Annotated in this window: 18 protein-coding genes and 1 tRNA gene; 8 read left to right on the top strand and 11 right to left on the bottom strand. The window is 72.1% G+C overall.

Annotation, left to right across the window (positions count from 1 at the left end; translation table 11 throughout):
* Window positions 1–11: 11 nt before the first annotated feature.
* The gene (locus Q1V88_RS12080) at window positions 12–1,484 is read left to right on the top strand and encodes an aminotransferase class V-fold PLP-dependent enzyme (protein ID WP_300681447.1); all 1,473 of its coding nucleotides are present in this window, start codon (window positions 12–14) and stop codon (window positions 1,482–1,484) included.
* Window positions 1,485–1,524: 40 nt separating this feature from the next.
* The gene (locus tag Q1V88_RS12075; protein WP_300681446.1) at window positions 1,525–2,136 is read left to right on the top strand and encodes an ACT domain-containing protein; all 612 of its coding nucleotides are present in this window, start codon (window positions 1,525–1,527) and stop codon (window positions 2,134–2,136) included.
* Window positions 2,137–2,163: 27 nt separating this feature from the next.
* Here Q1V88_RS12075 and recD read toward each other — a convergent pair whose 3' ends face one another.
* From recD to Q1V88_RS12050, 5 genes are all read right to left on the bottom strand, one after another.
* On the bottom strand, window positions 2,164–3,864 hold the full coding sequence (gene recD / locus Q1V88_RS12070) for an exodeoxyribonuclease V subunit alpha (protein WP_300681445.1): 1,701 nt from the start codon (window positions 3,862–3,864) through the stop codon (window positions 2,164–2,166).
* Window positions 3,861–7,118 carry a UvrD-helicase domain-containing protein gene (locus tag Q1V88_RS12065; RefSeq protein ID WP_300681444.1) on the bottom strand — a complete coding sequence of 1,086 codons (3,258 nt, stop codon included), beginning with the start codon at window positions 7,116–7,118 and terminating at the stop codon, window positions 3,861–3,863. The genes recD and Q1V88_RS12065 overlap by 4 nt, the downstream gene beginning before the upstream one ends.
* Window positions 7,115–10,402, bottom strand: a complete 3,288-nt coding sequence (gene recC / locus Q1V88_RS12060; RefSeq protein ID WP_300681443.1) for an exodeoxyribonuclease V subunit gamma — start codon at window positions 10,400–10,402, stop codon at window positions 7,115–7,117. Before recC ends, Q1V88_RS12065 begins: the two co-directional genes overlap by 4 nt.
* A 35-nt stretch (window positions 10,403–10,437) precedes the next feature.
* Entirely contained in the window at window positions 10,438–10,929 is a 492-nt protein-coding gene (locus Q1V88_RS12055; protein WP_300681442.1) for a PGPGW domain-containing protein, read from the bottom strand.
* Between the two features lie 364 nt (window positions 10,930–11,293).
* Window positions 11,294–13,129: a phosphoenolpyruvate carboxykinase (GTP) gene (locus Q1V88_RS12050; protein WP_300681441.1), complete on the bottom strand. Its 1,836-nt coding sequence runs from the start codon at window positions 13,127–13,129 to the stop codon at window positions 11,294–11,296.
* Window positions 13,130–13,453: 324 nt separating this feature from the next.
* On the opposite strand from Q1V88_RS12050, the gene Q1V88_RS12045 reads away from it, so the two are divergent.
* Together Q1V88_RS12045 and Q1V88_RS12040 are read left to right on the top strand one after the other, a co-directional pair.
* Window positions 13,454–13,927: a TrkA C-terminal domain-containing protein gene (locus Q1V88_RS12045; RefSeq protein ID WP_300681440.1), complete on the top strand. Its 474-nt coding sequence runs from the start codon at window positions 13,454–13,456 to the stop codon at window positions 13,925–13,927.
* Window positions 13,928–13,930: 3 nt separating this feature from the next.
* On the top strand, window positions 13,931–15,076 hold the full coding sequence (locus Q1V88_RS12040) for a cation:proton antiporter (protein WP_300681439.1): 1,146 nt from the start codon (window positions 13,931–13,933) through the stop codon (window positions 15,074–15,076).
* 25 nt (window positions 15,077–15,101) lie between these two features.
* On the opposite strand, the gene Q1V88_RS12035 is transcribed toward Q1V88_RS12040, so the two are convergent.
* The gene (locus Q1V88_RS12035; RefSeq protein WP_300681438.1) at window positions 15,102–15,563 is read right to left on the bottom strand and encodes a MarR family transcriptional regulator; all 462 of its coding nucleotides are present in this window, start codon (window positions 15,561–15,563) and stop codon (window positions 15,102–15,104) included.
* A gap of 62 nt (window positions 15,564–15,625) precedes the next feature.
* On the opposite strand from Q1V88_RS12035, the gene Q1V88_RS12030 reads away from it, so the two are divergent.
* Window positions 15,626–16,024 (top strand): hypothetical protein, encoded by a 399-nt coding sequence (locus tag Q1V88_RS12030; protein WP_300681437.1) that lies wholly within the window; start codon window positions 15,626–15,628, stop codon window positions 16,022–16,024.
* A gap of 26 nt (window positions 16,025–16,050) precedes the next feature.
* Window positions 16,051–17,460 (top strand): NAD(P)/FAD-dependent oxidoreductase, encoded by a 1,410-nt coding sequence (locus tag Q1V88_RS12025; protein ID WP_300681436.1) that lies wholly within the window; start codon window positions 16,051–16,053, stop codon window positions 17,458–17,460.
* A 6-nt stretch (window positions 17,461–17,466) separates the two neighbouring features.
* Here Q1V88_RS12025 and Q1V88_RS12020 read toward each other — a convergent pair whose 3' ends face one another.
* The 4 genes from Q1V88_RS12020 to Q1V88_RS12005 all read right to left on the bottom strand — a co-directional run bounded on the left by Q1V88_RS12020 (window position 17,467) and on the right by Q1V88_RS12005 (window position 19,863).
* Entirely contained in the window at window positions 17,467–17,781 is a 315-nt protein-coding gene (locus tag Q1V88_RS12020; RefSeq protein WP_300681435.1) for a YbjQ family protein, read from the bottom strand.
* Between the two features lie 36 nt (window positions 17,782–17,817).
* A complete protein-coding gene (locus tag Q1V88_RS12015) occupies window positions 17,818–18,471 on the bottom strand; it encodes a hypothetical protein (protein WP_300681434.1) in 654 nt (217 codons plus the stop codon).
* Window positions 18,472–18,554: 83 nt separating this feature from the next.
* Window positions 18,555–19,301 (bottom strand): hypothetical protein, encoded by a 747-nt coding sequence (locus tag Q1V88_RS12010; RefSeq protein ID WP_300681433.1) that lies wholly within the window; start codon window positions 19,299–19,301, stop codon window positions 18,555–18,557.
* 1 nt (window position 19,302) lies between these two features.
* Window positions 19,303–19,863, bottom strand: coding sequence for a sigma-70 family RNA polymerase sigma factor (locus tag Q1V88_RS12005; RefSeq protein ID WP_300681432.1), 561 nt, complete (start codon window positions 19,861–19,863; stop codon window positions 19,303–19,305).
* A 64-nt stretch (window positions 19,864–19,927) separates the two neighbouring features.
* Here Q1V88_RS12005 and Q1V88_RS12000 point away from each other — a divergent pair, with 64 nt between their 5' ends.
* Window positions 19,928–20,851 (top strand): serine/threonine-protein kinase, encoded by a 924-nt coding sequence (locus Q1V88_RS12000; RefSeq protein ID WP_300681431.1) that lies wholly within the window; start codon window positions 19,928–19,930, stop codon window positions 20,849–20,851.
* 66 nt (window positions 20,852–20,917) lie between these two features.
* Here Q1V88_RS12000 and Q1V88_RS11995 read toward each other — a convergent pair.
* Window positions 20,918–20,991: transfer RNA gene (locus tag Q1V88_RS11995), tRNA-Arg, on the bottom strand.
* A gap of 122 nt (window positions 20,992–21,113) precedes the next feature.
* Between Q1V88_RS11995 and Q1V88_RS11990 the strand changes: the two genes are divergently transcribed.
* A complete protein-coding gene (locus Q1V88_RS11990) occupies window positions 21,114–22,127 on the top strand; it encodes a LuxR family transcriptional regulator (protein WP_300681430.1) in 1,014 nt (337 codons plus the stop codon).
* The last annotated feature ends 27 nt before the right edge of the window (window positions 22,128–22,154 follow it).

Raw genomic sequence — 22,154 nt, 5'->3', positions numbered from 1 at the left:
AGACTGAGGTCATGTCGGACCCCGAGGTGACCCCCCGCACGTCCACTCCCACTCCCCCGCTGACCTCGTCGCTGCTCGACGGCTGGTCACGTTTCATGTCCTCACCAGGGACGCCGTTCATGATCCCCGGACACAAGCAGCGCGCCGGTCTGCTCTGGCCCGAGCTCGGCGACGTCAACCGCGGCGACGTCCCCCTCTTCGGTGGTCTGGCCACCCTCAAGGACGCCGCCGGAGTGCTGGCCGCCGCCGAAGCGCGTACGGCGACCCGCTGGGGCGCCGACTGGTGTCGCTACTCCACCGGCGGATCCACCCACGCCAACCAGGTGCTCGCGCTCTCCGTCGGCACGCCGGGCGACGAGGTGCTGGTGGCCCGCAACGCGCACCGCTCCACGCTCTCCGGACTGCTGCTGGCCGGCCTCACGCCGCGCTGGCTGACCCCGACCGTCAGCGACGGGCTGATCACCGAGCTGAGCGTGGCCACCGTGGAGGCCGCCATCGCCCGACATCCCCGGGCCCGGGCCCTGTTCCTCGTCGAGCCGTCGTACGTCGGCACGCTGTCGGACCGCGAGGCGCTGATCGCGACCGCGCACGCGGCCGGGCTCACCGTCGTCGTCGACCAGGCCTGGGGCGCCCACCTGGGGTTCCACGAGGACCTGCCCGCGCACGGGATCGCGCTGGGCGCCGACGCCGTCATCTTCAGCGCGCACAAGACGCTGCCGGCCTACTCGCAGGCCTCCGTCGTGCTCGCCCGCACCGAGCGACTCGACGCCGGTCGGTTGGAGCGGGCCTTCGACCTGTCCGCGACGACCAGCCCGGCGGGCTCGCTGCTGGCCAGCACCGATGCCGCTGTCACCCTGCTGGACAGCCCGCTGGGCCATCAGCGCCTCGGGGTCGTGCTCGACGCCGTCTCGGCCGCCCGGGCCACGCTGCGCGAGGCGGGCCTGAGCGTGGCCGGCCCCGACACGCACCGGATGGACCCGACCAAGCTGGTCGTGCGCCTGCCCGATGGCGGCCTGGACCTGGAGCAGCGACTGATCGCCGCCGGGCTCGCGCCCGAGCAGGCCGACGAGACCACGGTGATCCCGATCGTGACGCTCGCCGACCGTCCTGAGGACCTCGCCCGGTTCACCGAGGTGGTCCTCGAACAGGCCGCCGAGATCCGGGTTCACCACCGCCGAGATCCGGGTTCACCACAGCCGAGATCCGGGTCCGCCACCGACGAGACCCGGCTTCCCACCGCGCGGATGACCCCGCGCGACGCCTTCTTCGCCGACACCGAGACCGTCCCCGCGGCGCAGGCACTGGGTCGGATCAGCGCCGAAGTGATCGCCCCCTACCCGCCCGGGGTGCCGGTGCTCGTCCCGGGCGAGGAGATCACGCCCGAGACCGTCGAGCTGCTGCAGGACGCCGCCGCGGCCGGCGTACGGATCGCCTATGCGGCCGACCCGACCCTGGCGACCTTCCAGGTGGTAGCCGTTCCCTGAAGGAAATGTGGCTGACACCACGATCGGGTAGGTTCAAACGATGCCTTACCTGCTGCGTGTCGAACTTCCCGACGTCCCCGGATCCCTCGGACGCCTCGCGACCACGATCGGTGAGGCGGGCGGCGACATCGAAGCCATCGAGATCGTGGAGAAGTCCCACGAAGGCTGGGCCGTCGACGATGTGCTGCTCGAGACCGCGCCCGGCGCGATGCCCGACTCGATCGTCTCGGCGTGCAACATGCTCGACGGCGTCAAGGTCATCTGGATCTCGCGGTACGCCGCGGGCGGCAACCTGTTCCTCGATCTGGAAGCCGTCGAGAGCCTGACCGAGGAGCCGTCCGAGGCCCTCAACCGGCTCGTCGAGGTGCTGCCGCAGACCTTCCGCTCCGACTGGGCGGTCCGGATCCACCGCGCCAGCGGCGTCCTCAACCGCACCGAGTCGGCCCCGACCGACCTGCCCTTCGTCGAGATCGAGCGCGCCTGCGCCCTCGACGTCGACGGTGAGGACGACGAGGCGGTGTACGCCGGAGCCCGCGTCGACGGCAACGAGATCGTGATCATCGGCCGCCGCGGCGGCCCGGAGTTCCTCGACTCCGAGCTGGCCCGGATCGGCCACCTGGTCAGCCTAGCCGCCTCGATCGCGCGCCCCTGACCCTGCACCGACCCCGCCGCTTTCGGCTCAGCCGAGGCGTTCCACCAGTCCCGAGGCACGCTGGGCACGGCGCTCGATCGCGGTGCGCACCGAGGCCGGCGTACCGACCACGATCACCCGCTCCTGGGCTCGCGTGACAGCGGTGTAGAACAGCTCGCGGGTGAGCAGCGGCGAGTCCTCGGGCGGCATCAGCACCGTCACCGTGCGGGCCTGGGAGCCCTGGGACTTGTGCACCGTCATGGCGTGCAGGGTCTCCACGGCCGCCAGCCGCGACGGAGCGTACGTCGTCACGCGTGCCCCCGCGATCGCGACGCCCAACGACTCCCCCTCGGCCACCACCACGCCGGTGTCGCCGTTGAACAGCTCCAGCCCGTAGTCGTTCGAGGTGACCAGGACCGGCCGCCCCACGTACCACTCGGGGAGGTGACTGAGCCCGACCTCGTCGGCCAGCCAGCGTTCGATCCGGCGGTTCCAGAAGGACGCCCCGGCAGGGCCGTCGCGGTGGGCGCAGAGCAGTCGGTGCTCCTCGGCCAGGCTCAGCACCTCGCCGATCGAGGCCCGGCCGGCGGCCTCGCGCAGCCGCAGGGCGTGCGCGGTCAGCCGACTCTGCAGCGCGGCCTGGACGGCGGGGTCCTCGGGGTCGACCAGGGTGGCCGCCTCGCTGCCGCGGGTGAGCACGGCCAGGGCGGTGTCGGCGTCGCCGGCGCGCAGCGCCTCGGCCAGCTCCCCGATGTCGGCGCCGAACCGTCGGGCGGTGCGCAGCTGGGTGACCGCCTGCGGGGCAAGCTCGCGCAGGCCCTCGACCAGGTCGGCCAGGACCGCTCCGGCCTCCACCGAGGCGAGCTGGTCGGCATCGCCCACCAGGATCAGGCGGGCTCCGGGGCGGACCGCCTCGAGCAGCCGGGCCATCATGGTGAGCGAGACCATCGAGGTCTCGTCGACGACGATCACGTCGTGCGGCAGCCGGTTGCCGCGGTGGTGGTGGAACCGGGTCGAGGAGCCGGGGCGCCAGCCCAGCAGCCGGTGCAGGGTGGCGGCGGTGAGCTCGGGGCGGGCGACCGACTCCTGGAGCCGGGCCGCGGCCTTCCCGGTCGGCGCGGTCAGGGCGATCCGCAGCGGCTTCGTGCTCTGCTCGCCGAGCAGCTCCAGCAGACCGCTGACGGTGGTGGTCTTGCCGGTGCCGGGGCCACCGGTCAGGACGGTGGTCCACTGGCGCGCCGCGGCGACGGCGGCGGCCCGCTGCTCGGCGTACCCCTCGCCGGGGAAGATCCGCTCGGCGCTGGCCTGCAGCAGGTCCTCGTCGACGACGGGCGCGGGGGCGGCCAGGCGGGCGAGCAGGTCGTCGCGGATCTGCCCCTCCTCACGGTGGTAGCGGTCGAGGTAGAGCAGCCCGTGGTCGATCCGCAGCACCTGCGCCGCCAGCGGCGAGGCCTCGCACAGCGCGAGCCACTGCGCCGCGGTCGCGACCGGCCAGGGCAGGTCCGGCGCCTGCGCCATCGCCCCGGCGAGGTCGAGGCAGACCGATCCCTGCCGGGCGGCCCGCACGGTGAGCGCCATCGCGAGCCGGACCGGCTCGGACTGCTCACCGACCAGCTCGGCGACGCGATCGGCGACGTGCACGTCGGCCGCGGTCAGCACCCCGGCCTCGTTGAAGGTGCGCAGCAGTCCGGTCGCGCCCAGCGCGAGCCGGGCGTCCCACGCGTCGATCGGCTCCCAGGTCTCGGTCATGCGCCCTCCCCGTCGAGCAGCTCGGACAGTGCCACGGTCAGGGCCGCTGGCGGGTGCCAGCTGAACACCCCGGTCGGCACGCCGTCGACCGTCGGGGTCTCGGGGCCGGCCATCCCGCGGACATACAGGTAGAGCACCCCGCCCAGATGGACCTCGGGGTCGTAGCCGGCCAGCCGCCAGCGCAGGAACCGGTGCAGCACGACGCCGTACAGCATGGCCTGGAGCGGGTAGTGCGAGTGCAGCATCGCCTCGGCCAGCCGGTCCGCGGCGTAGTCGCCGACCGTCTCCCCCAGGAAGTTCGTCTTGTAGTCCACGACCACGAAGCGCGACCCGCCCGGCACCCCGGGGTCGGGGATGCGCAGCACGGCGTCGATGGAGCCCGACAGGTAGCCGCGCAGGGTCTGGTCGCCGAGACCGGGCGCCTCCAGCCTCTCCGCGTACGCCGCCACCGGATCGCCCGGGGGCAGGTGGCGTCGCAGCACCGGGGCCAGGTCGCGCAGCCGCGCCTCGCCCCGACTGTGGTCGCCGCCGGTCAGCGGGATCTCGAAGTCCAGCTCGCACAGCCGCTGGGTCAGGTCGAGGTCGACCAGGGTGAGGTCGTCGGCGAGCGGGCCGAGCGGGGTCCGGTTGAGCGGCTCCAGTCCGGTAGCGAGGTCGTCGGTCGGGGCGTCGACCGGCCACCAGCGCCGCTGCTCCTCGATCTGGGTGGCCAGCTCGGCGACCAGGTCGGGGGCGGTCGGGTCGGCATGCTCGAGGACGGCATGGACGAGGGAGCCGAACCCGGCACCGGCAGGAAGGTCGGCCATAGGAGAACGGGTGGCGAACCCGGAACTCGACGGTGGCGAACCCGGATCTGGCTGGGGGGAAACCCGGATCTCGGCGGGGTCGTCGTCGTCCTTGTGCCCCACCGCCTCCGGCTCCGAGCCGACACCGGCCTCCTCGGCCGCCCGGATCAGGCCGCTGTAGGAGGTCCGGCGCCACTCGGTGTCGATCCGCCGGGTGAAGGCCCGCACCGCCAGGTCCGGCACCGTCGCCGGGAGCGGCTCGGAGGAGGCCGGGGCGATCACGGCCAGCTCGTGCACCGGTCCACCGAGCTGGGCCAGTGCGGTGAAGACCGAGGAGACGTAGTCGTCATCGCGCGGCTCAACCCGCTCGGGCACCTCCGCGGTGCCGGGACGACGCCCGAAGATCATCCGGTGCAGCCCCGCCGACGGGGTGTTGAACGTCGGCGCCCACCAGGTCACCACCTGGGACTGGGCCCGGGTGAGGGCGACGTAGAGGTTGCGCAGCTCCTCGCCCAGCTCCTCACGCAGGTGGGCCGCCAGGTGCGTCCCCGAGCCGGAGACGTCCAGGCTACGGATCGGCCGACCCTCGGGGTCGCGGTCGTGGAAGCGCACCACGTCCGGGGAGTCGTTGACCCAATTGTCGTAGGCGAAGGGCACGTACGTGATCGGGTACTGCAGGCCCTTGCTCCCCCAGATCGTGACGATCTGGACCGCTGCCGCGTCGGAGTCCAGGCGACGCGGGCGCTCCGCGGCAGCGGTGCGCCGGCGCTCGCTCCGGAACCACTCCAGCAGCCCGGTCAGGCCGAGCCCCTCACGGGACTGGAGGTCGTGCAGCAGCTGCCCCAGATGCCGCAGGTCGGTGAGCAGCCGGTCGCCCTCCACCTGACCCAGCACCCGGGCGGTCAGACCCCGTTCCTCGGCCGCCTCGACCAACGCCGCGACGCCACGGCTGCGCAGCAGGATCGCCCAGCCCCGCACCGTGTCGGCCAGCCGGGAGGTCAGCCGGTCGGCCTCCTCGCGACCGCCCGACCCGGGGTCGGTGGCCAGCTCGTGGGCGCGGTAGCCGAAGAACGGGGTCAGGGCGACGGCACGGACCAGGCCGGTGCGGTGCGGTGACTCCAGGGCCTCCAGCAGCGTCAGCCAGGCGTCGGCCGCCTCGGTCTGGAAGACGTCACCGCCCCCGGCCATCACCGCCGGGACCCCGCGCAGGGTCAGCTCGCGCTGCACCGCCATGCCATGGTCACGGCGCGCCACGATCACCGCGATGTGCCGGGCCTGGAGCGGCTCACCGTCCCAGGTGGCACCCTCGGCCAGCACCCGGGCGATGTCAGCGGCGCAGTCGCGGGCGACGAAGGAGCGCGCGTCGGCGGCGCTGACGTTGCCCGAGCGGAGCCGGAACCCGTCACGGGAGACCTGACGCATCCGCCACGGCGCCCCGGCGCCCCGCAGCCGGGTGCCCGGCGTGGTGGCCTCGATCGGCAGCACCGTGATCGCCGGATCGCCCAGCTGCGCTCCCTCCCAGACCACCTGCAACGGCGCCACCAGGTCCGCGTCGGAACGCCAGTTGCGCCCCAGCGTCGCCCGGCTCTGCGCACTCCGGGCGGCGTCGAGATAGGTCGCGACGTCACCACCACGGAAGCCGTAGATCGCCTGCTTGGGGTCGCCGATCAGGACCAGGTCGCTGTGCCCGGCGAAGGCCCGCTCCAGCACCTGCCACTGCACCGGGTCGGTGTCCTGGAACTCGTCGACCAGCACGATCCGCCAGCGCTGCCGCATCCGGGCGCGGGCCGGGGAGTCGGGCTCGGCCAGGGCGTCGGCGAGCCGGGAGAGCAGGTCGTCGTAGGAGAGGATCCCAAGCTGGCGCTTGCGCCGCTCCAGCTCGACCCTGACCTCGCGGGCGAAGGCGGCCCGCGCCTGTCCGGCGGCGTCGGGTCCGGGCTCGGCCAGCGCCGCACGGGGGTCGGCCACCGACTCGCGGCTGACCCGCAGCGCGAGGTCCCGGCTGATCGGCGGGGCGGCGTTCTGGCCGGCGTACCAGCGCAGGTAGAGGTCGTCGACGACCTCGACCAGGAGGTCGTCCACCGACTCGACCAGGGTGGTCCCCGGGTCGGAGTCACCGGCGACACCGAGTGAGCGGAGCACGATCTGGCAGAACTGGTGGGTGGTCGCGATCGTGGCGGCGTCGAAGGAGGCCAGCGCGTCGATCACCCGGCGGCGCTGCTCGGGGTCGGTCAGGGTCCGCGAGGCGTCGGTGAGGTGCTCGCGCACCCGCTCGCGCAGCTCCTGGGTGGCAGCGCGGCCGAAGGTGATCACGAGGAGCTGGTCGAGGGTCGCGACGCCCTCAGCCACGTAGCGTGTCACCAGTGTCGCGACCGTCCAGGTCTTGCCGGTGCCGGCACTGGCCTCGAGCAGGACCGTGCCGCGGGGCAGCGGCCCGGCAGCGTCGAAGTGCTCCATCACGTCGCTCACCACGATCCCTGCTCGGCGGTCAGGAGCGGGCTCCAGACCCGGTCGGCGAGCTCGGCCATCCGATCCGGATCGGGCAGCGGCGCCTTCGCTCCCCAGGCCCGGAGATGGGCGGGCTCGGACTGCTCGCCGGGGAAGCGGCCGTCGCGCCACTCCCAGCCGGCCTTGTCCACGGCCGCACTGTGGTCCATGCCGGTGCGGCGGTTGCGGGCGTAGACCAGGGACGACTTCAGCGGCAACGGCAAAGGCTCGGCCAGCCCCGCCTCCCGCAGCGTCACCAGGTCCCGCAGCATCTCCCGCGCGGTGTGGTCGAGCGGCCCGAGCTGGGAGAGCCCGACGTTGGTGCCCGAGCGGCCACCGGCGCGCCCGAGGGTCAGCGCCGACCAGGCGCGGTCCTCGTCGGAGGCGGCCAGGGCGAGCAGGCGGATCCAGCTGCCGAGCCGGTGGGTCGCGCCCAGGCGGCTGTAGTGCACCCTGATGATCCGATCGGCGTACAGGTCACCGACGGTGCCGCGCAGGCGTCGCCCGCCCCCCAGGTCCACGTCGACGTCGACCATCCGGGCCTCGTGACCGCTCCGGAGCCGGAGCGCCTCGGCCCCGATCGGTCGCGCCTTGCCGACGATGTCGTCGAGCAGCCGCCAGCCCAGCCACTTCGGCGGCACCACCCCGCGGCGGAACTCGCGCTGCCGGGCCTGATCGGGGTGGATGCCGCGCAGCATGTCCCCGAGGATCCGGTCGCCGGCCCCCCACTGGGTGAGCGAGTCGATCTCGACCGGAAGACCGTCGTCGAGCGCCTCCTCCTCGTGCGGCAGCGCCAGGTCGAGGCTCTGCTTGAAGAAGCCACGCACCGGGTTCGCCCAGAAGCCGAGCAGGTCCTCCAGGCTGACGTCACCGTCGACATCGACCGGCAGCGGACCATCGAGCAGCGCCGGACGCGGCGTGCGCTCCCCGACGGCGGCCCGAGCACCGACCAGAGCCGACCGGTCGAAGGTGAAGGGCTGCCCCGGCACGATCGCCCCCGGCACCAGGTTGCGCAGGTCGAACGGCTGCAGCGGATGCCGGGTGGTGACGAACTCCGCCGCCGAGCCACCGTCGGGGGCCGTCGCGGTGAGGTCGAGCGCATCGGCCAGCTCGCCCAGCGGCACCGCCGCCGGCCGCTCGGCCCCGGAGTAGATGTCGGCGCCGGTCCAGGTCACCACCAGCGTCTCGGTGGTCGCGCCGATCGCGTCGAGGAGCAGCTGCCGGTCCTCGGTGCGCAGGTCACGCTCCCCGGTCAGCGGGTCGCGGGCGAGCAGGTCGTCACCGTCGACCGACCCGCCACGCGGGAAGACCCCGTCGTCCAGTCCGAGCACCGCCACCACCCGGTGCGGCACCGACCGCATCGGGACCAGGGTCGCCACCGTCAGGGAGCCGGTGCGGAAGTTCGCCCGGGTCGGACGCCCGGCCAGCCGGTCGGCCAGCAGCGCGCGTACGTCGGGCAGACGCAGCGCCCCGACCTCGGTGCCCTCCGCGGCAGCACGCACGCGCCCCAGCTCGCGGGCGAGCTGACCGCGCTGCCAGCCGTCGTCGAGCGAGACCGCGGTCAGGGAGTCGACCCCGTCGGTCAGGGCGTCGAGCCAGTGCGTCACCGGATGCTCACCCACCAGCCGGTCGGTGACGGCACGGAGCCGGTGGACGAACTCGGTGAGCCGCCCGGCCAGGTCGATCGCCCCACTGCCGACGTCGTCGAGCGGGAGGGTGGCATCGAGCCAGGCCTGGGCGTCGTCGGAGAGCGCTACCCCGGTCAGCAGCCGGTCCAGGCCGAACTCCCAGGTGTTCGCCGCGAAGTCGTCGAGACCGAACGGTCCCCGGTGGGCAGCGTCGAAACCCCACCGGATCCCGGTCTCGCCGGCCCAGGTAGCGATCTGGTCGAGGTCCTCCTCGCGCAGCCCGAAGCGACGCTGGACGGCCGGCACATGGGCGAGGTCGAGCACCTCGCCGACGCCGGCACGCCCGCCGGCCAACTCCAGCAGCGTCGTGGCCACCCCCAGCAGCGGGTTGGTCTGCTCCAGCGACCGGTCGGCCAGCCGGACCCGCAGCCGGTGCGCGGGGTGGCCCTGGTCGCCGATCACGTCCCCGAGCCCGAAGGCCGCCTCCAGCAGTGGGGCGTAGGCCTCGATGTCGGGGCACATCACCAGGACGTCGCGCGGCTCCAGCGTCGGGTCGTCGGCAAGCAGGCCGAGCACGACCTCGCGCAGCACCTCGACCTGGCGGGCGGGGCCGTGTGCAGCGTGCAGCTGGACGGAGCGATCCTCCGGGCTCAGCACCCGCCCGGGCTCGCCCACGCGGTTGTCGCGCAGGTCGGTCTGCAGCCAGCCCAGCAGGGTGTCGGGGGCCTCGATCCGCCCCGGGACCGGGGCGTCGTCCAGGTCCAGCACGGCCAGGCTGCGCTGCACTTCCCGCAGGTCCCGGCCCAGCGTGGCGAGCAGCGGATGGTGGACGGCCTCGTGCGACCGGTCCTCGGCTCGGCGGATCGGGCCGCTCGCGGTCGTCTGCGCCAACGCCGACCACAACGGCGCCGAGGGGTGCGGCAGCCACAGGTGCACGTCACGGTGCCGGCCGAGCGCCCCGACCAGCTCGATCTCCGAGGCCGACAGTCGGGTGTGCCCGAACAGGGAGACCCGGTCGGGCAGATCCCCCGCAGGCCCCTCCTCCAGATGGGCGATCACGGCGCGATGACGCTCGTGCGGCGGCATCACGGGCACCTCGGCCACGAGTCGCCGCCACAGCTCGGGCTGCCAGGCGAGGTCTGCGGGCACCGTGCCTCCGGCACCGTCGCTGGCCCCGCCGGCGGTCCAGTCCGCGATCAGATCCGGACGCTGGCCGGCGTACGACAGGAAGAGGCGGGCAAGCCGTCGAGCCAGAGCGAGGCGTCGTCCCTGCCGCAGGTCGGCCTCCTCACCCACGCGACCGGCACCGAGATGGCGGGCGATCACGTCGGCCCACGACTCGCCCAGCGCCTCGTCGATGGCACGCAGCAGCGGCCAGGTCAGCCGCTCGGGGGACCACGGGTCGTCGTCGCCCGTGCCGAGGATCTCCGCGATCAGGGACGGCGCCGTACGGAAGTCGACGGCGGCACAGACTCCGAGCCGGTCCGAGAGCCGTTGGGAGAGCCACCGCTCGACCCCGCGAGCGGGCACGACCACGACCTCGGTCGCGAACGGATCCACCGGCGGCACCGCGAGGAGCTCGCCGAGGGCGTCGGCGAGCAGGTCGGTGCGCGGGGCGCGGTGGAGGTGAACGACCACGCTGAGAACCTATCGGGCGCCGCCCCCAGAACCGATCAGCGGATCGAGTCGATCCCGGCCTCGTGGTCGCGCTCGTCAGCCTCGGTGATCTCGCGCTCGAGCAGCAGGCGGGCCTCGGGCTTGTTGTGGAAGCGGCGGAAGGAGTACACGATCAGGCCGAAGGCGATGCCGCAGGAGATCAGGAAGGTGACCCCGGTCCAGGCTCCACCGAGCAGCCAGAAGTGCTCGGCGAGCGGCCACCACGACGGCGCGGCCGGGTCGAGCAGCCAGAGCACGCCCGCGGCCCCCACGAAGCAGGCACCGACACACGAGGCGAGCGTGCGGGGCCACGTCTCGACGCCCTCAGCAGCACCGCGCAGCGCGCGGAGCCGCACGGGCTCCAGTCGCTCCTCGGCCCAGGTGTACTGCTGGGACAGCAGCGCCAGGCCACCGAAGATCATCAGCAGCCCCGGTCCGGGCAACACCAGCGCTGCGATGCCGGCGACCACGAGGATCCAGCCAGCCGTCTCGAGCAGGAGGCGCTTCACACCGCCAGGCTACCCAGACGGACCAAGCGGTCCAGTTGGCCGAACGTCCAGGAAATGGACAGATCCCCTGGCGTCTCGGGTCACCAGGGGATCTGTTGCTAACAGTAGTCCAGCACCACGTCATTCGCGACAGGTGTAGCCCTTCTGTTACCAAAGTGTGGGATTAGAGGGGCGAAACCGGGGAAAGATGCCTCGTTTTGGGTACGCCGCCCGGGTGAGCAACCCGGATCTCGGCGGTGGCGAACCCGGAAGTCGGCAGTGGTGAACCCGGATCTCGGCGGTGGTGAAGCCGGAAGTCGGCGAAATGGGACGGGGCCGGTACCACCTCGCGGTGGTGCCGGCCCCGTCAGACGCAGTGTGCGGCTCAGGCCTCGTCGAGGGCAGCGGCCACGCGGCGGTGGGCCTCCCAGATCGCCTCGGGCAGCGTCGGGAACTGCGCGAGGTGCTCCTCGCGGAACTTCATCTCCTGGCGCCAGCGGTCGGCGTCGATGGAGAGCAGCTTGTCCAGGTCGCCGTCGCGGAACTTCATCCCGTCGAGGTTGAGCTCGGACTCCTTCGGCAGGACGCCGACCGCGCTCTGAACACCCTCGACCTCACCCTTGCGGTACTGCAGCAGCCAGAGCAGGGCGCGGACGTTGTCGCGGTAGCCGTTCCACAGGAAGTGACCGTCGGCCGCGTCACGCTGGAACCAGTTGACGTGGGCGAAGATCGGCTTGTCGGTGGCGGATCCGATGATGTCGAGCCAGTGCTGGGCGTAGTCGCCCTCGGCGTACGCCATGAAGGGGCGCATCGACATCGGGTCGTAGCGGAGCTGGCCCTCGACACCCTCGGCGGCGAAGGTCGCCTCGGCACCCAGAGTCAGACCGTCGTAGACACCCTCAGCGACGTCGGTGATCGCGCGGATCAGCGGCTCGCGGTCACGGGTGCGGCCACCAAAGATGATCGCGTCGACGGTGACGCCGGCCGGGTCGTTGTAGTCCGGCGCGGCGTTCGGGACGTGCGCGATCGACGTGGTGAAGCGGCTGTTGGGGTGCGCCCACGGCTCGGAGAGCTCGTCGGGGTTGCGGTCGGCGAGACGCTCGCCCTTCCAGTCGATCCAGCCCTCGAGGTCGTCGGGGTGGTGCTTGGTCTTGCCCTCCCACCAGACGTCCTGGGTCTTCTCGTTGTAGGCGACGTTGGTGAAGATCGCACCGGTGCCGGGGACGATCGCGTCCACAGCGCCCGGGTTGGTCGCCTCGTTGGTGTCCTTGGCGACACCGAAGACACCGTTCTCCGGGTTGAAGGCGCGCAGCTTGCCGTCCTCGCCGACCCAGATCCAGGCGATGTCGTCGCCGTAGAAGGTGATCTCGTACCGGTCGCCGAGCTCCTCGGGCGAGAGCGTCATCGACAGGTTGGTCTTGCCCGAGGCGGACGGGAAGCCACCGACGACGTGGAAGACCTCACCGGTCTCCTTGTCCTTGATCCCCAGCAGCAGGAACTGCTCGGCAAGGAACTTGCCCGAGGCGCGGCCGTCGTAGCAGGCCTGGCGCAGGCCATGGGCGATCTTGCCCAGGAGCGCGTTGCCGCCGTAGGAGGAGCCGAAGTGCATGATCTGGCGCTGGTCGGCGACGGTGGCGAAGAGACGCTGGTCGTTGGCGGTGCCCTGGCCGAGGTTCTCCAGGTCGCCGGTGACGTGGATGGCCCGGACGAAGGAGGCCGGGTCGGCCAGGTTGTTGATGTAGTCGACGCCGACGCGCGCCATCCGGATCATCTGCTGGACGACCGGACGGGAGTCGGTCAGCTCGACACCGGCGGCGTACGCCTCCAGCGGGGAGCCGGCGGGGGCCATCAGGTAGGGGATGACGTACATCGTCTTGCCCTTCGAGGCGCCGGTCATGCGCTCGGTGAGGGTCGCGACGGTCTCGTCGGCGGGCTTCCAGTTGTTGTAGACGCCCTTGTCGGCCTCGTTGGAGGTGGCGACCACGGTGCGCTCCTCGGAGCGGGCCGTGTCCTTGAAGTAGGAGCGGCTGTAGAAGCGACCGCCGGAGACGGGAAGAAGCTCGCCTGCGTCGAGGGACTCCTGGAGGAGCCGCGCGTCGTCAGAAGCGCTGACGACCTCGATCTTGTCGGCCCCGGTGATGCCGGCCCAGTGCGCCACGAACTCACGCACATGCGCGTTCGTCAGCCCGGCCTCGTCGAGCACCTTGTCCACGTCAACCATCAAAAAGCCCTTCACGTCACGCGAAATCCACCCAGAGATCGCATTGAATGCCGCAGCACGGCCGCGGACTACCACGGCACGCTACCGGACTCAACGACACTGTTGAGACGCGGCTAGAGCCTCAGAGTGAGTGCTTTCTCACGTCGAGGGCCAGTTGATCGATCAAAGCGCTACCAAACACGTCCCGGCGGCCGATCGGCACCCCTCGACACCGCTCCCGAGCACCGTTCGACAGGTCTCCGGCGGGCCGCCGATCTCCGCCGCGAGGGACCGGATCTCAGATACTTCTCAGTTCCACAGTCTCCCGGGCTAGGGTTTCGCGGCATGGAGGTCGAAGAGACAAAACTGCCAGGCATCGGTCTGCGCCATGACTTCGTGACGGAGTCCGGTCGCCGCATCGGCGTCGTGTCGACGAAGACAGGCGTTCGCCACCTGGCCATCTACGAGCCCGACGACGAGGACTGCGTGCAGGCCAGCATCGAGCTCGACGCCGAGGAGGCCAGCGTGCTGGCCGAGCTGCTCGGCGCCCCCCGCGTGATCGAGCGGCTGGCGAAGCTGGCCGAGCAGGTCGAGGGCATCCGCACCGCGGGCATCCCGCTGGGCGCCACGTTCGCCGGTCACACGATGGGCGAGGCCGGCATCCGGTCCCGCACCGGTGCCTCGATCGTGGCAGTGCTGCGGGGCGACGACGTGACGCCGTCCCCGAGTCCCGATTTCCTGTTCAAGTTGGGCGACAAGGTGGTCGTCGTCGGCACCGAGGACGGCGTACGCGCCGCCTCGGCCATCCTCGAAGGCTGATATATGTCGCATACGGCACAGCTCCTGTTGGAGCTGGGCGCTGTTCTGTTCGGACTGGGTGTGCTGGGCAAGATCGCGGGCCGCTTCGGCCTGTCGCCCATCCCCCTCTACCTGCTCGCCGGGCTCGCGTTCGGATCCGGCGGCTTCCTGGAACTCGAAGCCCCCGAAGGCTTCTTCCACACCGGCTCCGAGATCGGGGTCATCCTGCTGCTGCTCCTGATCGGGCTGGAGTACACCGCCGGCGACCTGGTCGACAACCTGCGCACGCAGGCGCCCTCGGGCGTCGTCGACCTGATCCTCAACGGCCTGCCCGGCCTGCTCTTCGCCTACATCATGGGCTGGGGCACGACCGCGGCCGTGGCGATGTTCGGCATCACCGCGGTCAGCTCCTCGGGCATCATCTCGAAGGTCCTCACCGACATGGGTCGCCTCGGTAACCGGGAGACCCCGGCGATCCTGGGCGTGCTCGTGCTCGAGGACCTGGCGATGGCCGTCTACCTGCCGCTGGTGACGGCGCTGGCCGCCTCCGCCGGCGGCTGGTCCACCGTCCGTGCCGTCGCGATCGCCCTGGCGGTGCTCGCGGCGGTCCTCCTGATCGCGCTCCGGTTCGGCAACCAGGTCACCCGCCTGGTCGCGTCGGGCTCACGCGAGGTGATGCTGCTGCGCGTGGTCGGTCTGGCCCTGCTGGTGGCCGGTGTCGCCGAGGCCGCCCACGTCTCGGCCGCCGTCGGGGCGTTCCTGCTCGGCATCGGCCTGTCCAGCGACATCGCCGGGGAGCTGCACCGGCTGCTGGAGCCGCTGCGCGACATCTTCGCGGCGGTCTTCTTCGTGTTCTTCGGCCTGACCACCGACCCCAGCGAGCTGCCGTCGGTGCTCGTCCCCGCCGTGATCCTCGCGCTGGTCGGGATCGCGACGAAGATCGCCACCGGCTGGTACGCCGGCCGGCGGGCGAAGCTCTCGCGGCGGGCTCGACTCCGTGCGGGGGCGGCGCTCGTCCCGCGCGGTGAGTTCTCGATCATCGTGGCGGGCCTGGTCGCCAGTGCGGTGCACCCCCAGCTGGCTCCGACCGCGGCGGCGTACGTCCTGGTCCTGGCCGTTGTCGGCCCGCTGGCACCGCGTCTGATGGAGCCGATCGCCCGGCGCCTGTGAGTCTCGGCCCGGTCGCCGTCGCCTCTCAGGAGGCGGCGGCGATCACCCGGGTGAGGTTCTCGTGCAGCGCCATCAGCTCCTCGACCGGCAGGCCGAGCCGGCCCACGATCGCGGGCGGGATGTTTAGTGCCTGCTCGCGCAGCGCCCGGCCCTCGTCGGTGAGTACGACGGCCAGGGCGCGGTCGTCCTTCGGGTCCCGCTCGCGGCGGACGTACCCGATCCCCTCGAGCCGCTTGAGCAGTGGCGAGAGCGTGCCGGGGTCGAGCTGGAGCTTCTTCGAGAGCTCCCCCACCCGCAGCGGCTCGCTCTCCCACAGTGCGAGCATGACGAGGTACTGCGGATGGGTCAGGCCCATCGGCTCCAGCAGCGGTCGGTAGCAGCCGATCACGCTGCGCGCCGCGATCGCCAACGCGAAGCAGACCTGCTGCTCCAGGGCCAACGGATTGCCCGGAAGGTCGATCTGCTCAGGTGCGGTGTTCTTGGCCATGTTGGTAGCGTACCAACTGTTGGTGTACAAACTATTGGTGTAGCAGCCATCAAGGAGAGGTCATGAATCAGGTAGCCCCTGTCGAGTCCACCGCCACACCGGAGCCCGCCAAGCCCGCGAAGCCGGTCAAGCGACCCCGGCACCTGATGGACCCCGACAACCTCCAGCGACCGGTCAACGACTTCCACCTCACCAACGTGCAGCGCTGGGTCTGGGCGGTCACGATCGTCGCCGTCGCCTGGCACATGGCCGCCGGCTGCGCCGCCGCCTCCCTCGTGCTCAAGGAGGACGCGACCGCCGCCCGGATCGGCCTCAACGTGATCGCCGCCATCTTCGGCGTGCTCGGCATGGTCGCCGGCTTCGCGATGCACAAGAAGAACGCCTTCGCCTGGCGGTACGTGCCGTGGCTGGCCTTCGGCCTGCTGCCCGGCATCGTCGGCGCCTTCTTCGCCCTGCGCTGACCTCAGTGCGGCAGTAGGTTGCTGCCATGACATCCGCGGTCGTGGTCGGCAGCGGCCCCAACGGACTCGCAGCAGCCCTCACCCTGGCCGAGGCCGGCGTCGAGGTCACCGTGATCGAGGCGGCCACCGAGCTCGGCGGCGGACTGCGCTCGGCCGAGCTCACCCTGCCCGGCCTGATCCACGACGAGTGCTCGGCCTTCCACCCGTTCGCCACCTCCTCGGCCTTCGTCGACCGCTTCGGGATCGCCGACGCCGTCACCTGGCACTGGGCCGACCACGAGCTCGCCCACCCGCTCGACCAGGGCCGCGGCGCCGTGCTGGACCGCTCCGTCGAGCAGACCGCCACCGGCCTCGGCGAGGACGGTGCCGCCTGGCAGCGGCTCTTCGGTCCGCTGACCCGCGACTTCGACGCGATCGCCGCCGACTTCCTCCGCCCCCTGCTCCACCTGCCCGAGCACCCGCTCGCGCTGGCGCGCTTCGGTCGGTACGCCGCCCACGCGACCACCACCCTGACCGGACGCTGGCAGGGCGAGGAGGCCCGAGGTCTCTTCAGCGGCATCGCCGCCCACGCCTTCACCCGCCTGGACCGCCCCTTCTCCGCTGCCGTCGGGGTCGCGCTCGGCTCCGCGGCGCACCGCTACGGCTGGCCTGCCGCCGAGGGCGGCTCGGCCGCGATCGCCGACGTCCTGATCGACCGGCTGCGCGGGCTCGGCGCCCGGTTCGAGACCGGCCGGCTGGTCACCTCGGCCGCCGACCTCGGCTCCCCCGACCTGCTGCTGCTCGACACCACCCCGTCGGCCGCGGCCCGGATCCTCGGCGACGCCCTCCCGCCGCGGGTGCTGCGCGCCTACCAGGCGTTCCGGCACGGCCCGGCTGCGTTCAAGGTCGACTTCGCCGTCGAGGGCGGCATCCCGTGGGCCTATGGGCCGGCGCGCTCGGCGGGCACCGTGCACCTGGGTGGCACGGTCGCCGAGATCGCCGCCGCCGAGGCCGACGTGGTGGCCGGCCGGATGCCCGGGCGGCCCTTCGTGATCGTCGGGCAGCAGTACCTCGCCGACCCCACCCGCACCAGCACCGACCTCAAGCCGGTCTACGCCTACGCCCACGTCCCGGCCGGCTACACCGGCGATGCCACCGAGGCACTGACGGCGCAGATCGAGCGGTTCGCCCCGGGTTTCCAGGACGTGATCCGGGCGACGTACGTGCGATCGGCGACCGACATGGCCCGGCACAACCCGAACTACATCGGCGGCGACATCGCTACCGGGGCCTCGGACCTGAGCCAGATCCTGGCCCGCCCGCGGCTGGCCCTGGACCCGTACGCGACCGGCGTACCGGGGACGTATCTCTGCTCCGCAGCAACGCCGCCGGGGGCCGGTGCGCACGGGATGTGCGGGTACCTGGCCGCCCGGTCGGCGCTGCGTTCGCTGCGATAGGCAGGGTCAGGAGACGATCACCGCGGTGCCGTAGGCGCAGACCTCGACACCGGTCTGGGCATACTCGGTGGTCTCGAAGCGGAACGCCACCACGGCGTTGCCGCCGGCCCGCTCGGCCTCGGCCGCGAGCCGCTCGAGTGCCTCGGCGCGCGCCTCCTGGAGCAGGGTGGTGATGCCCTTGAGCTCACCGCCGCCGATGGACTTGAAGGCGGCACCGATGTTGGAGCCGATGTGGCGGGAGCGAACGGTGAGGCCGAAGACCTCGCCGATCGTCCGCGTGATGGTCGCGCCGGGGATGTCGTTCGTCGTGACGATGATCATGCGTTCAACCTAACCCGGGCGTCCTCGTCGCGCCGCTCAGCGCAGGCGCCGCGCGATGGGCTGCACCAGGCTGCGCACCACGTTCGGCTTGACCCCAGGATTGATCACCTCGGCGACCGTGACCATCCGGCCCACCCGCATCACGATCACGCCGCCGTCGGGGGTGCGGCCGTCGCCGTCGACGGCCGGCATCCAGACCGCGGAGCCGCCGCGCACGGCGGGACGGTGTTTGGCGCCGTAGGTCCAGTGCCCACCGGTCTCGCCCTGGCACTCCGCGTTGAGGCGGACCAGCTTCCGGTAGACGGACTTCGCGCTGGCCAGGCTGGGCTGGCGAGCGACGGTCTGGGACAGGTCGTAGCTCACCCCGGTGCCGGTCTTGCCGTGCCACCAGGCCGAGGCGTTGCCGGTGCGGTGGCCGACGACGGAGACCCACCGGGTCTCGCCGGTGCAGGCCGAGATGCCACCGACGGTGGTGCTGGTGCGGCCCTTGGTGGTCCCGCCCAGGGCGGCGACGAGGTCGGCCCGATGCAGCGCGTTGGCGCGGACCGAGGTGGTGGTGCTGGCGGTGGCGGGTGCCGCGGTGGGGGTGGCGGCCTGCGCGGTGCCACCGAGACCCAGCACGGTGACGGCGGCGGCGCCGGCCGACAGGGCTGCGATGGTGCGGAACTGAGTCGTGCGAAGCGTGGACATGGGGTCCTCCTCCGGTCGAGGTGCTCTCACCTCATTGAGTGACTGACATGGAGGGAGACGCCGCCCGAGCCCCGAAGGTTGGGTCAGTCGGCGAGCTTTTTCGCCAGCGCCGTCGCCAGCAGCGGTACGCCGGCCGGAGCGACGGCCGGGCGGTCGTCGGCCAGACTCGCCCAGCCGATCCGGTCCCCCACCCTGACCACCACGGCATAGGACGCTCCCCAGCTCCCGCCGGTGATGTGCCAGACCCCGCCGGTCACCCCGGTCGGGGTCGTCATCCGGGTGACGGTGCTGCCGCCGCAGCGGCCACGGTCGTAGAGCGCGAGGATGGCGTCGTACGCCGTGGTGGCCTGCGGCAGGATGTTGAACGCGTAGCTGCTCTGCTGCGCGAACTCCCCGGTGTCGTTGACGTACGCCGCCGTCACCACGCCGTCGGCCTGCGGCTCACGGCTCTGACAGACCTTCGCGAACTGGGCGGTGCCGTTGCCGACGGAGTCGATCGAGACGCCGTGCCAGCCGGCGGCGATCAGATCCGCGGCGCTGAGCACATTGCCGGCCCCGAGGACCGACGTGCGCGCCGAGCCGTCGTCGCTGGGCGAGGACGAGCCGTGAGGGGTCGCGGAGGTGCTGGGCGAGCCGCTGGACGAGCCGGTCGCGGAGGACGTCACGGAGGATGTCGCGGAGCCGGTCGGGCGCGGTGTCACGGTGGCCCCGTTGACGGCGACCGCGCCGTCGACGCGGTGCTGGCGCAGCATCAGCCCGGCACCGGAGCCCAGCCCGAGGGCCAGCACCACCGTCCCGACGGCGATCGGGGTGCCGATCCGGCGCCGCACCTCAGCGCCCCTCGGCGTGGGTGAGCGCGGTGCGCAGGAACGCCCGGGCCCGGTGGATCCGGTCCTTCACGGTGCCCAGCGGCACCCCGGTCAGCTCGACGATCTGCTGGTAGTCCAGGCCGCCGAGGTCACGCAGCAGGAACGACTCCACCACGCTCGGCGAGGAGTCCTCCAGCCGCTCCAGCGCGTCGAGCAGGTCGATCCGGGTGCCGGCGATGACACTGGTCGTGCGCGGGTCGGGGTGCTCGGGCAGGTCGCTCGGGCTCTGCCGCGCCGAGCGCCGCACCAGGGAGCGGTAGGTGTCGCGGGCGCTGTTGGAGGTGACCGCGACCGCCCACGCCCGGAACGACCCGGTCCCGGAGAAGCGCTCCAGCCGGGTCGCGATCGCCAGCAGCGCGTCCTGGGCCGCCTCCTCGGCGTCGTCGCTGTAGGGCAGGAACTGCCGACAGCGCCCCACCACCATCGGCCGGATCCGGGTCAGCATCTCCTCGAGCGCCTCCCGGTCACCGCTGCGCGCCCGCCGGGCGAGCTCCTCCAGGTGTGCGTCGTCGCTCTCACTCATGTTTCCCCTCACCGGTCACGCCGAGCCGTCACCCGTCTCACCCGCCCCTTGTCACACTGGGGCAGTGACACCTCACGGACGTTACCTGCTCGGGCGGTACGTGCTGGAGCACCCGCTGGGCTCCGGAGCGTTCGCGACCGTCTGGCGGGGCTTCGACCCCGACCTCGACAGCGTCGTCGCGATCAAGGTGCTCGCCGAGAACTGGGCGGTCGATGCCGACGTACGCGAGCGGTTCCTGACCGAGGCCCGCCTGCTGCGCCGGATCGCGCACCCGTCGGTGGTGCGGGTGCACGACGTCGGCGTGGAGCTGCTGGGCGGGATCGAGCGGCCCTACCTGGTGATGGACCTGGTCGCGGGCGGCTCGCTGGCCGACCGCATCGGCCACCTGCCCGCCGACCGCGCCACCGCTCTGCTCCGCCAGGCTGCCGACGCGGTCCAGGTGCTGCACGACGAGGGCGTGATCCACCGCGACGTGAAGCCGAGCAACCTGCTGGTCGACGACACCGGCGGCCGGGAACGGGTGCTGGTCGCCGACCTGGGCAGCGCGAAGCTGCTGCAGCAGGCCTCGACCCTCACGATGGTCGCCGGGACGCCCGCCTACATGGCTCCCGAGCAGGCTGCTGGCACCGAGCTCGACGCTCGCGCGGACGTCTACGCCCTGGGGGTCGTCGCCTTCGAGCTGTACGCCGGCACCCTCCCGCCCCACGGCGCCACCGCCCTGCCGCCGATGGCCGAGGCGCACGGGCTGCCCGCCGCGATCGACGGGGTGCTGGCCACCGCGACCGCTCCCCTGCCGGCCGACCGGTTCGCCTCGGCGGCCGCCCTGGGGACGGCGCTGGAGCGGGCCGCGGCCGGGGAGGCGGAGGGAGGGAGCGGGGAGGGCTCGGAGTCGGCCTCGGAGTCGGGGCGGGGCTGGCCCGCTGCCGGCGTGATCGCGGTGGCGCTGGTGCTCTTCGTCACAGCCGCGCTGGCCGTCTGGCGGCTCTGAATCCGCCTGGTGACGACGTACGAAATGCACGAAGGCCCGGTCGATCGACCGGGCCTTCGTGTGCTGTGCGCCTGTAGGGATTCGAACCCCAGACCTTCTGATCCGTAGTCAGATGCTCTATCCAGCTGAGCTACAGGCGCTCGTCTTTGCGACAGGAAGAACACTAGCCCACGGGTGACCAGTTGCCGAAATCGAGGCGACCGGCGGTGTGGGATCATTGCCGTGGACAGGGGGGACTGGGACCAGCAGGAGGACACACACCGTGGGCTATTACTCCGCCGAGGAGCGCGCCCTCTTCGAGTCGGATGCGATCGGGCTCTACGAGACCATCGTGGCGGAGCGGGGCATCGCCGCGGTCGACGATCGACTGGATGAGGCGAGCCCACTGCGGGCCGCGTTCGACCTGTTGGTCGGGATGAACCTGGTCCACCTCGATCCCGAGGCCGGCCGCTGGTTCCCCGACGACCCGGCCGCGGCCCAGGCCCGCGTGGTCAGCCCGATGTCGCTGGAGGGCGCTCGTCTGCTGGACGAGTCCTCGCAGTGGAACCGCACCTTCGCCAGCCTCGGCCAGGCCTGGCGACACTCGGCCGCCGCCGAGGAGCGCGGCCCGTTCGTCTACGTCCGCGGCCCGGCCATCGGGCCGTATCTGGAGGCACTGGTCGCCGAGTGCGAGACCGAGCTGATCACCGCCCAGCCGCAGAGCGGGCGCGAGACCGGAGACACATACACGGTCCAGGTGACCAGCGGTGAGCGCGAGCTGCTGGCCCGCGGCGTCAAGCTGCTCACGCTCTACCAGCACAGTGCGCGCCGCAGTGCCGCGACGCGTGAGTACGTCGCCGCCGTGACCGAGCTGGGCGGCGAGATCCGCACCCTCGACGAGTTCTTCAACCGGATGATCGTGGTCGACCGCAGGGTGGCGGTGATCCCCGCGCCGGACGACCTCTCGGTCGCGATGGCGATCCGGGAGCCGACGGTGGTGGCCTACCTGGTCGACGTCTTCCTGCGCACCTGGGAGCGGGCGCGACCGTTCGACAGCAGCGACGACAAGGCCAAGCGCGACATCGCCAAGGAGCAACGGGCGATGACGATGCGGATGCTGATCGAGGGCTACTCCGACCCGGTCTCGGCCAAGCGGCTGGGGGTCAGCGCACGCACGTACGCAGGCTACGTCTCCGACCTCAAGGAGGAGTACGAGGCCGAGACCCGGTTCCAGCTCGGCTACGCGATCGGTCGTGAGGGGATCAAGCCGAGCGCACTGCCCTCGGATCCGACCTGACCCCCACACCGCTCTCTGACACGAAAA

The sequence above is a fragment of the Nocardioides sp. genome (assembly GCF_030150155.1).
Classification (GTDB): Bacteria; Actinomycetota; Actinomycetes; order Propionibacteriales; family Nocardioidaceae; genus Nocardioides.
Note: the sequence above shows the minus strand (reverse complement) of the source record. Positions and strands in the feature narration are given on the sequence as shown.

Excerpts from the sequence above, each read along its gene's own strand:
- Q1V88_RS12075 (WP_300681446.1), top strand. The coding sequence starts at position 1,525 with ATGCCTTACCTGCTGCGTGTCGAACTTCCCGACGTCCCCGGATCCCTC.
- Q1V88_RS12015 (WP_300681434.1), bottom strand. The coding sequence starts at position 18,471 with ATGTCCACGCTTCGCACGACTCAGTTCCGCACCATCGCAGCCCTGTCG.
- Q1V88_RS12020 (WP_300681435.1), bottom strand. The coding sequence starts at position 17,781 with ATGATCATCGTCACGACGAACGACATCCCCGGCGCGACCATCACGCGG.
- Q1V88_RS12045 (WP_300681440.1), top strand. The coding sequence starts at position 13,454 with ATGGAGGTCGAAGAGACAAAACTGCCAGGCATCGGTCTGCGCCATGAC.
- Q1V88_RS12050 (WP_300681441.1), bottom strand. The coding sequence starts at position 13,129 with ATGGTTGACGTGGACAAGGTGCTCGACGAGGCCGGGCTGACGAACGCG.
- recD (WP_300681445.1), bottom strand. The coding sequence starts at position 3,864 with ATGACCGAGACCTGGGAGCCGATCGACGCGTGGGACGCCCGGCTCGCG.
- Q1V88_RS12005 (WP_300681432.1), bottom strand. The coding sequence starts at position 19,863 with ATGAGTGAGAGCGACGACGCACACCTGGAGGAGCTCGCCCGGCGGGCG.
- Q1V88_RS12080 (WP_300681447.1), top strand. The coding sequence starts at position 12 with ATGTCGGACCCCGAGGTGACCCCCCGCACGTCCACTCCCACTCCCCCG.
- Q1V88_RS12035 (WP_300681438.1), bottom strand. The coding sequence starts at position 15,563 with ATGGCCAAGAACACCGCACCTGAGCAGATCGACCTTCCGGGCAATCCG.
- Q1V88_RS12040 (WP_300681439.1), top strand. The coding sequence starts at position 13,931 with ATGTCGCATACGGCACAGCTCCTGTTGGAGCTGGGCGCTGTTCTGTTC.
- Q1V88_RS12030 (WP_300681437.1), top strand. The coding sequence starts at position 15,626 with ATGAATCAGGTAGCCCCTGTCGAGTCCACCGCCACACCGGAGCCCGCC.
- Q1V88_RS12025 (WP_300681436.1), top strand. The coding sequence starts at position 16,051 with ATGACATCCGCGGTCGTGGTCGGCAGCGGCCCCAACGGACTCGCAGCA.